The following is an 8,962-nucleotide window of genomic DNA, read 5'->3' on the forward strand; positions in this document are numbered from 1 at the left end:
ATGCCCTCCTGGGCCTCCCCGCCGGTCTCGTTGAGGAACGCCGAGATCAGCGTGGCACCGATGTCCTGCGCGACGTCGTACGTCGGCTGGTCGGAGAAGCCGGTCCACGACTGCACCACGGGGCGCTGCCGGAACTTGAAGTAGGCCTCGCCCTTGCGTCCGGAGACGTAGACGTCGACCTCCTTGCCCTCCTCCTTGAGCTTCTCGATGAGGCGCTCGGCCTCCTTGAGGACGTTCGAGGAGTAGGCACCCGCGAGACCCCGGTCGGAGGTGACGATCAGGACCGCCGCCTTCGTGGGGTTCTCGGGCTCCACCGTCAGCGCGTGGTCGACGTTGGAGAAGGTCGCGACGGCCGAGACCGCACGCGTGAGCTCACGGGCGTACGGCGCGGCCGACTGGGCCCGCTGCTGCGCCTTGATGATGCGGGACGCGGCAATGAGCTCCATGGCACGCGTGATCTTCTTCATCGACTCCGTCGACTTGATCCGCGCGCGGTACTCACGTACCGAGAGAGCCATGGTCAGCCCCGCTTCTGCTTGACGATCTGCTCCTGCTCGACGTCCTCGTCCTCGAGGGCGACGTGCTCCTCGTGGCCGGCCTTGATGCTCTGGCCGTCCGAGGTCTCGAACTGGTCGAGGAAGGAGTCGTACGCCTTCTCGAGCTCGGACTCGGTCGAGTCCTCGAACTTCTGCGACTCGCGGATGCCGGCGAGGATCCCCTCGTGGCTGCGACGCAGGTAGTCCAGGAACTCGTTCTCGAAGCGGAGCACGTCGTCGGTGGGCACCTTGTCCAGGCGGCCCGAGGTGCCGGTCCACAGGGACACGGTCATCTCCTCGACGGGGTACGGCGAGTACTGCGGCTGCTTGAGCAGCGCCATCAGGCGCTGGCCGCGGTCCAGCTGCTGGCGCGAGGCCGCGTCGAGGTCCGAGGCGAACATGGCGAAGGCCTCCATGGCGCGGAACTGCGCCAGGTCGACCTTGAGCGACCCGGTGACGGCCTTCATCGCCTTGGTCATGGCCGAGCCACCCACCCGCGAGACCGAGACACCCACGTCGATGGCGGGGCGCTGGTTGGCCGCGAACAGGTCCGACTGCAGGAAGATCTGGCCGTCGGTGATCGAGATGACGTTGGTAGGGATGAACGCCGAGACGTCGTTGGCCTTGGTCTCGATGATCGGCAGGCCGGTCATCGAGCCCTTGCCCATCTCGTCGGAGAGCTTGGCGCACCGCTCGAGGAGGCGGCTGTGCAGGTAGAACACGTCACCCGGGTAGGCCTCGCGACCCGGYGGGCGGCGCRGCAGCAGCGACACGGCGCGGTAGGCCTCGGCCTGCTTGGTCAGGTCGTCGAAGACGATCAGGACGTGCTTGCCGTCGTACATCCAGTGCTGGCCGATGGCCGAGCCGGTGTAGGGGGCGAGGTACTTGAAGCCGGCCGAGTCGGACGCCGGGGAGGCCACGATGGTCGTGTACTCCAGCGCGCCGGCCTCCTCGAGGGCGCCACGCACGGAGGCGATGGTCGAGCCCTTCTGGCCGATCGCGACGTAGATGCAGCGCACCTGCTTGTCCGGGTCACCGGACTCCCAGTTGGCCTTCTGGTTGATGATCGTGTCGATCGCGATCGTGGTCTTGCCGGTCGCGCGGTCACCGATGATGAGCTGACGCTGGCCACGGCCGATGGGCGTCAGGGCGTCGATCGCCTTGATGCCGGTAGCCAGGGGCTCGTGCACCGACTTGCGCACCATCACGCCGGGAGCCTGGAGCTCGAGGGCACGACGCTCGTGCGACTCGATCTCACCGAGGCCGTCGATCGGGGTGCCGAGCGGGTCGACCACACGGCCGAGGTAGCCCTCGCCCACGGGGACCGAGAGGATCTCGCCCGTGCGACGCACGGTCTGGCCCTCCTCGATCTTGTCGAAGTCGCCCAGGACCACGACGCCGATCTCGCGCGTGTCGAGGTTGAGCGCGATGCCCAGCGTGCCGTCCTCGAACTCGAGCAGCTCGTTGGCCATCACGGAGGGCAGGCCGCTGACGCGGGCGATACCGTCCGCTGCCTCGGCGACGGTGCCGACCTCTTCCTTGCTGGCCGACTCAGGCTTGTAGTCGGACACGAAGCGCTGCAGCGCGTCCCGGATCTCGTCCGGACGGATCGAAAGCTCCGTCATCTGTCTTCCTTACTCTCGAGTGCTCGAAAAGTGCTGGGGTGGTGGTGCGGGATGGGGATCGGACCCATCAGCCGGCGAGCGAGCGCCGGGCCTCGTCGAGGCGGTTGGCGACGGTGCCGTCGATGACGTCGTCACCGACCTCGACCTTGATGCCGCCGATGACACCGGGGTCCACCACCACGTTCAGGTGGATACGGCGGTCGTACTGCCGGGCCAGCGCGTCGGAGAGGCGCTGGCGGTCGGCGTCGGAGAGCGGGTGCGCCACGCGGACGGTGGCGACACGCTCGTCGTGGACGGACGCGGCCACCTGCTGGTACGTCGTCAGGGCGGCCGCCACGGTCCGGTAGCTGCCGGTCAGCGCCTGCTGAGCCAGCGTCACCGTCGCCGGGAGCGCCCTCCCGCCGAGGAGCGACCGCACCAGGCCCGCCTTGTCGTGCTGCGACCGCGAGGGGTCCGACAGGGCGTCACGCAGGCTCGGGTTGTCGTTGACCGTCTGGCCGTACTCGAACAGCTCGTCGGCCAGTCGGCCCGAGTCGTCGCCGGCCGAGCGCACCACGGCCACCTCGCCGAGGTGCTCGAGCGCGTCGGCCAGGTCCCGCGAGACCGTCCACCGACGACCCACGGCGGAGCCGAGCAGGTCGAGGGTGTTCTGGTCGACCCGACCGCCGAAGATCTGGCCGACGAGGCCCGCCTTGGCCGCGGCGTCGACGGACGCGTCCGTCGCCACCCGCCGCAGCGCCGCCTCCGCGCGCAGCACCGACGAGACCGTGAACAGGTCGTCACCGATGCGGCTCGCGTCCGCGCCGCTCCGCAGCCTGCTCTCCAGATCGCTGGTGAGGGCTGCGAGAGCGTCCGCGGAAGCTCCACGCATGGCGCCGGCCATCAGTTGACCCCGCTCCCGGCGCTGGTCGAGCCGTCGGTCTCGAGGTCGGCGAGGAAGCGCTCGACGACCCGGCTCTGGCGAGCCTCGTCGTCCAGGCTCTCGCCGACGATGCGACCGGCGAGAGTCGTCGCCAGGGCGCCGACCTCGGCCCGCAGCGAGGTGACCGCCTGCTGGCGCTCCGCCTCGATCTGGGTCTTGCCGTGCTCCACGATGCGCGTCGACTCGGCCTGCGCCTGCTCGCGCATCTCAGCGACGATCTGGGCACCCTGCTCGCGGGCCTCCTCGCGGATGCGAGCGGCCTCGTGCCGGGCGTCGGCGAGCTGCTTCTCCAGCTCGGCGAGCTTGGCGTCGGCCTCTGCCTGCTTGGTCTCGGCCGCGCTCAGGCCGCCCTCGATCGCCTCGGTCCGCTCGGCGAAGGTCGCCTCGAAGCGAGGAACCACGAACTTCCAGATCGCGAACAGAAGCAGTCCGAAGACCACCAGCGACGTGGCGAACTCGACGGGCACGAAGCCGAGCGGGTTCTCCGGGGCGTGGCCGCCCTCGGTCTCCCCCGCCGCGAGGATGATCAGATTCTGCATGGCAGTCCTTCGTCAGTGCGTGCGGTGGGCGTCAGCTGAGGACGAACGCGAGCGCGATACCGATGATGGCGAGCGCCTCGGCGAGCGCGAAGCCCAGGATCGCGATCGACTGGAGGCGACCCTGCGCCTCGGGCTGACGCGCCACGCCGGAGATGTAGGCCGCGAAGATCAGGCCGATGCCGATACCGGGGCCGATGGCCGCCAGGCCGTAGCCGATCATGTTGACCGAGCCGTTGAGAGTGCCGTCCACGGCAGTTTCCTTTCGGTTGTTTCTTACTGGGGAGATGATGTCGTGCTACTCGGGTGCAGCGCTGGTCGGAGCCCAGAGCTCGATGGAGATCAGTGCTCGTCGGCGAGGGCACCCGAGATGTACATGGCGTTGAGCAGGGTGAAGACGTAGGCCTGCAGGAACTGCACCAGCAGCTCGAGGAAGGCGATCGCGATCGCCAGCACCCAGGCCATCGGGCCGGCCACGTAGCCGATGCCGCCCTGCTGGATGAGGTAGAGGCCACCGGTGGTGAAGAGGATCAGGAGCAGGTGCCCGGCGAACATGTTGGCGAAGAGACGCAGGGCGAGCGTGACCGGGCGGACCAGGATGTTGGAGAAGAACTCCAGCGGCACGAGCAGCGGGTACATCAGGGGGGTGACGCCCGTCGGGACCGTCTGCAGCTTGAGGTAGCCCACGAACCCGTGCTTCTTGATGCCGACCGCGTTGTAGATGATCCAGCTCAGTGCCGCCAGCGCGTAGGCCATCGAGGCGCGCGAGAACGTGGGGAACTGGATCATCGGGATCGAGGCGAAGACGTTGTTGACCAGGATGAAGAAGAAGAGCGTCACCAGGTAGGGGACGAACCGCTGGAAGTCGCGGCTGCCGATGATGTCGCGGCCGATGGAGTTGCGGACCATCCCGTAGGCGCTCTCACCGGCGAACTGCATGCGACCCGGCACGAGGGACACGCGGCGGGTGGCGGCGTAGAAGAAGGCGAAGACGATCAGCGCGCCCAGCACCAGCTGGACGAGCGGCTTGGTCACGGCGTACTCCCCCAGGTGGAAGAGCGGGACGTCGCTGAAGTCGAAGCTGTTGGGTCCAGGCGCGAGGAACTCGTCCCCGGACGCCTCCATGGCGATGCCGAACGTGGTGGTCACCAAATCTCCTACTGGCTTGCCTTGTTGAATCGTGCGTACGTCATGTAGATCCCGAACCCGGCTCCGACGAGGATCCCGATCGCAACGAGGAACGTCGTCCCGAGCCACCGATCAAGCAACCAGCCGATGAGTCCGTAGACAGCGACCCCCGAGACGATGTAGCCGAAGGCATGCCAGGGGTCGCCCTTGGGAGAGTCGTCGGGTCCGGCAGGCGGGGGATTCTCTCGAGCCATCGCGGACCGAACCCTAGCAGTCGACGGGTTCATCGCTCACCCCCGGGCCGAGCGCCTGCGGACAGGTCGTAGACGGGGATGCGCTGCCTTCCGACGAGCCACACCTGGGCCACCATCCAGGTCGCGGTCACCGCGATGATCGCCCCCGCGAACCAGCCGCGGGAGAGATCCTCACCGACGAGTCCGGAACCCGAGAGAGCCACCGCGACCGCGCCCATCAGCACGACCTGGAGGATGTAGGTCATCAGCGCCACGAGGAGCGATGCGGCCGGCATGACCTGCGCCACCGTCTGCACGACGGCGGTCCCGGTCGCGAAGACGGCGAGGGCCAGCACTCCCCCGGCAGCAGCGCCGAGGGCGCCGGCGGAACCGTCGAGCAGACCGGCGAGGACGACGAGCAGGACGACCAGGACCAGTCCGGCAGTCGCGGCACCGAGGAGCGGGGATGCACCGCGGCGGGTGTCCTGCTTCGACTCGGTCGTCATGGTGGCGGCCGTCCTGTGGAGGGTGTTCGATCAACGGTGACACGGGGCGGCGGTGTGCTCTTCCGCCGCTCGTGAAAACTATCACAAAGTCCCGGTGGGCTTCGAACCGAGGGGTTCCTCCTCCGGCTGGCCGGGCTTCTTGAGAACCGGCACCAGGAACGTGAGGGCGACCGTGAGCGCGGTCATCGCGCCGAGCCCGACCCACATCCACGGCCCGCTGTAGAGGCTGGTCAGCACCGCCCCGCAGGACACCAGCCCGGCCCACAGCCACATGATGAGGACGGCACGGCGCTGGGAGTGACCGATCTCGAGCAGACGGTGGTGCAGGTGCTGCTTGTCGGGCGCGAACGGCGAGCGACCGGCACGGGTGCGGCGTACGACGGCGAGCACCAGGTCGGCGACCGGCACCATGAGCAGGGAGACCGGGAGCAGCACCGGGAGCACGGCGACGAAGATGCTGTTGCCCTCCGACGAGATGTCGGTGCCCGCGAACTGGCCGGTGAGGGTCAGGGCGCTGGCGGACAGGACGAGTCCGATGAGCATCGACCCGGAGTCGCCCATGAAGAGCCGGGCCGGGTGGAAGTTGTGCGGCAGGAAGCCCGCGCAGGCCCCGGCCAGGGCAGCGCTCAGCAGGGCGCCGGTGGTCGCGAGGGTGAGGTCCTTCTGGGCGGTGAGGACGTAGCAGAAGACGAAGAAGGCCAGCGCCCCGATGCAGACGACCCCGGCGGCCAGCCCGTCGAGGCCGTCGACGAAGTTGACCGCGTTGATGGTCGCCACGACGACGATCACCGTCAGCAGCGCCCCCTGGTTGGGATCGAGGAGGAACTGCGAGCCGTCGCTGCCCGGGAGGTAGTAGAACCGGACGTCGAACACCACCAGGAGCCCGGCGGCGATCACCTGTCCCCCGAGCTTGGTGAGCGCGTCGATCTCGAACACGTCGTCCACGACCCCGACGGCGCAGATCAGCGCACCGGCGATGAGCACCACGCCGGCGTCACGGAAGACGAAGTCGTCGCTGCGGGAGAGGAACGGCAGCTCGCGAGAGACCAGGTAGGCGGCGACCAGGCCGCCGAGCATGGCCAGTCCCCCGAGGTAGGGGATCGGGGCGTCGTGGACGTCGCGGTCGCGGACCGCGGCGACGGCGCCGGTGCGCAGGGCGATCTCGCGGGCGATGACGGTGAGCAGGTAGGTGGCCGCGCCGGCCACCAGGAAGACGAGGAGGTACTCGCGCATCAGGGCTCGTCGGTCACGGTGACGCCGAGCGGCTCGAGGACCTCGTTGAGCTCGTCGAGCGACAGGGCGCCGCGCCGCAGGACGCGTCCCTGCGGACCGGTGCAGTCCACGATGGTGGACGCCTCTCCCCCGTCGACCGGACCGCCGTCGACGATCACCTCGACGTCGTGACCGAGCATCTCCGCAGCCTCGTCGGCATTGCGGGCCGCCGGGTGACCGGTGGTGTTGGCCGAGCTGACGGCCAGCGGTCCGGTGCGCTCCAGGATGGCCAGCGCGACCTCGTGGTCGGGCATCCGCACGGCCACGGTGCCCCGGGTCTCGCCCAGGTCCCACTGCAGCGAGCTCTGCTGGCGGCACACGATCGTCAGCGGACCGGGCCAGAACCGCTCGACGAGCGCGCGGGCGTAGTCCGGGACCCCCACGGCGAGGGCGTCGAGGGTCGTCACCGTGCTGATCAGCACGGGCGGCGGCATCTCGCGGCCGCGGCCCTTGGCGTCGAGCAGAGCCTGGACGGCGTCCGCGTCGAACGCGTCGGCCGCGACGCCGTAGACCGTGTCGGTCGGCAGCACGACCAGCAGCCCGTGTCGTACGGCGGTCGCCGCCGCCCCGATCGCCGTCTCGCGCTCGTCCTCGGTCGTCACAGCAAGCCGTTTCACGAGGCTCATCGTGCCAGTCGCGCCGTCGTGAAGCGCGGACGACCTGCCAGGTCGCGGTGGTCGACGACCTCGGCCCAGCGCCCGTCGGCCCGCAGGACACCCGGTGCCGCCTCGCCCTGGACGTCGGCGTGCTCGAACCCGAGCACTCCACCCGGGCGCAGCAGAGCGGCCGCGCGCACGGCCAGGACCCGGATCGCGTCGAGGCCGTCGTCGCCGGAGAACAGCGCGAGGTGCGGGTCGTGGTCGCGGGCCTCGACCGCCACCGACTCCCAGGCCTCGAGCGGGATGTACGGCGGGTTGCAGACGACCACGTCGACCGTGCCGAGCAGGTCCTCGAAGGCCGTGGCGAAGTCCCCGTGGCGCAGGTCGACACCGGTGCCGGCCAGGTTGCGCTCCGCCCAGGCATAGGCGCCCTCGTCGAGCTCCACGGCATGGACGTCGGCGACCGGGACCTCGTGGGCGACCGCGCGGGCGATCGCTCCGGAGCCGGTGCAGAGGTCGACGACGACCGGGGCGGCGAGCCCTGCCGTCGCGTCGACGGCCCAGCCGGCGAGGAGCTCGGTCTCGGGCCGGGGCACGAAGACGCCCGGACCGACCAGCAGCTCGACGTACCGGAAGGCAGCGGTGCCGGTGAGGTGCTGGAGGGGTTCGCGCGCCGCCCGCYGGGCGACCAGCGCGTCGTACCGCTCGTGCTGCTCGGGCGACACGTCCTCGACGAGGACGAGGTGGCCGAGGGACACGCCGAGCACGTGGGCGAGCAGCAGCTCGGCGTCGCGCTCCGGCGAGGCGACCCCCGCCTCCCGCAGCACGTCGGCGGCGGCCCGGCGCAGGGCCCGGGTCACTGCTCGAGCGCCTCGAGCCGGGCCGCCAGGTCGGCGTCGAGGGACGACTGGAGGACGGGTCCGAGGTCGCCGTCGAGCACCTGGTCGAGGTTGTAGGACTTGTAGCCGGTGCGGTGGTCGGAGATGCGGTTCTCCGGGTAGTTGTAGGTGCGGATCCGCTCCGAGCGGTCCACGGTGCGCACCTGGCTGCGGCGCGCCTCGCTCGCCTCGGCGTCGGCGGCCTCCTGGGCGGCCGCGAGCAGACGGGCCCGCAGGATGCGCAGCGCGGACTCCTTGTTCTGGAGCTGGCTCTTCTCGTTCTGGCAGCTGGCCACGATGCCGGTGGGCAGGTGCGTGATGCGCACGGCCGAGTCGGTGGTGTTGACGCTCTGGCCGCCCGGACCGCTGCTGCGGTAGACGTCGATGCGCAGGTCGTTGTCATCGACCTCGACGTCGACCGTCTCGGCCTCGGGCATGACGAGCACGCCGGCGGCGCTGGTGTGCACCCGGCCCTGCGACTCGGTCACCGGCACACGCTGGACGCGGTGCACCCCGCCCTCGAACTTCAACATCCCGTACGGCGCCTCGCCGGGCTCCGGGGTGCCTTTGGCCTTGACCGCGACGGTGACGGACTTGTAGCCGCCGAGGTCGGACTCGGTGGCGTCGAGGATCTCGGTCCTCCAGCCGCGCGCCTCCGCGAAGCGTGAGTACATCCGCAGGAGGTCGCCGGCGAAGAGTGCCGACTCCTCGCCCCCCTCCCCCGACT

At 69.9% G+C, this 8,962-nt stretch carries 12 protein-coding genes; all 12 read right to left on the minus strand.

Going from position 1 to position 8,962, the window contains the following annotated elements; genetic code table 11:
• Positions 1-518: F0F1 ATP synthase subunit gamma (locus tag ACXJKL_RS08055; RefSeq protein WP_457206545.1), on the minus strand; the 518-nt coding region annotated here is incomplete at its 3' end.
• A 2-nt stretch (positions 519-520) separates the two neighbouring features.
• Entirely contained in the window at positions 521-2,161 is a 1,641-nt protein-coding gene (atpA, locus tag ACXJKL_RS08060; protein WP_457206546.1) for a F0F1 ATP synthase subunit alpha, read from the minus strand.
• Positions 2,162-2,228: 67 nt separating this feature from the next.
• Positions 2,229-3,032 carry a F0F1 ATP synthase subunit delta gene (locus ACXJKL_RS08065; protein WP_457206547.1) on the minus strand — a complete coding sequence of 268 codons (804 nt, stop codon included), beginning with the start codon at positions 3,030-3,032 and terminating at the stop codon, positions 2,229-2,231.
• An 11-nt stretch (positions 3,033-3,043) separates the two neighbouring features.
• Positions 3,044-3,622: a F0F1 ATP synthase subunit B gene (locus ACXJKL_RS08070; RefSeq protein ID WP_457206548.1), complete on the minus strand. Its 579-nt coding sequence runs from the start codon at positions 3,620-3,622 to the stop codon at positions 3,044-3,046.
• 31 nt (positions 3,623-3,653) lie between these two features.
• A complete protein-coding gene (gene atpE / locus ACXJKL_RS08075) occupies positions 3,654-3,842 on the minus strand; it encodes an ATP synthase F0 subunit C (protein ID WP_193661572.1) in 189 nt (62 codons plus the stop codon).
• A 119-nt stretch (positions 3,843-3,961) separates the two neighbouring features.
• On the minus strand, positions 3,962-4,768 hold the full coding sequence (atpB, locus tag ACXJKL_RS08080; protein ID WP_457206549.1) for a F0F1 ATP synthase subunit A: 807 nt from the start codon (positions 4,766-4,768) through the stop codon (positions 3,962-3,964).
• A gap of 8 nt (positions 4,769-4,776) precedes the next feature.
• Positions 4,777-5,001 carry an AtpZ/AtpI family protein gene (locus ACXJKL_RS08085; RefSeq protein ID WP_457206550.1) on the minus strand — a complete coding sequence of 75 codons (225 nt, stop codon included), beginning with the start codon at positions 4,999-5,001 and terminating at the stop codon, positions 4,777-4,779.
• Between the two features lie 29 nt (positions 5,002-5,030).
• Positions 5,031-5,486 carry a hypothetical protein gene (locus ACXJKL_RS08090; RefSeq protein WP_457206551.1) on the minus strand — a complete coding sequence of 152 codons (456 nt, stop codon included), beginning with the start codon at positions 5,484-5,486 and terminating at the stop codon, positions 5,031-5,033.
• Between the two features lie 81 nt (positions 5,487-5,567).
• Entirely contained in the window at positions 5,568-6,719 is a 1,152-nt protein-coding gene (locus tag ACXJKL_RS08095) for an MraY family glycosyltransferase (RefSeq protein ID WP_457206552.1), read from the minus strand.
• Positions 6,719-7,375: an L-threonylcarbamoyladenylate synthase gene (locus ACXJKL_RS08100; RefSeq protein ID WP_457206553.1), complete on the minus strand. Its 657-nt coding sequence runs from the start codon at positions 7,373-7,375 to the stop codon at positions 6,719-6,721. Before ACXJKL_RS08100 ends, ACXJKL_RS08095 begins: the two co-directional genes overlap by 1 nt.
• 5 nt (positions 7,376-7,380) lie before the next feature.
• Positions 7,381-8,217, minus strand: a complete 837-nt coding sequence (gene prmC / locus ACXJKL_RS08105) for a peptide chain release factor N(5)-glutamine methyltransferase (RefSeq protein ID WP_457206554.1) — start codon at positions 8,215-8,217, stop codon at positions 7,381-7,383.
• Positions 8,214-8,962 (minus strand): peptide chain release factor-like protein (locus tag ACXJKL_RS08110; protein WP_457206555.1); only part of this gene is annotated, 749 nt, incomplete at its 5' end. The genes prmC and ACXJKL_RS08110, both read right to left, overlap by 4 nt.

Source organism: Nocardioides sp. P5_C9_2 (assembly GCF_054049555.1).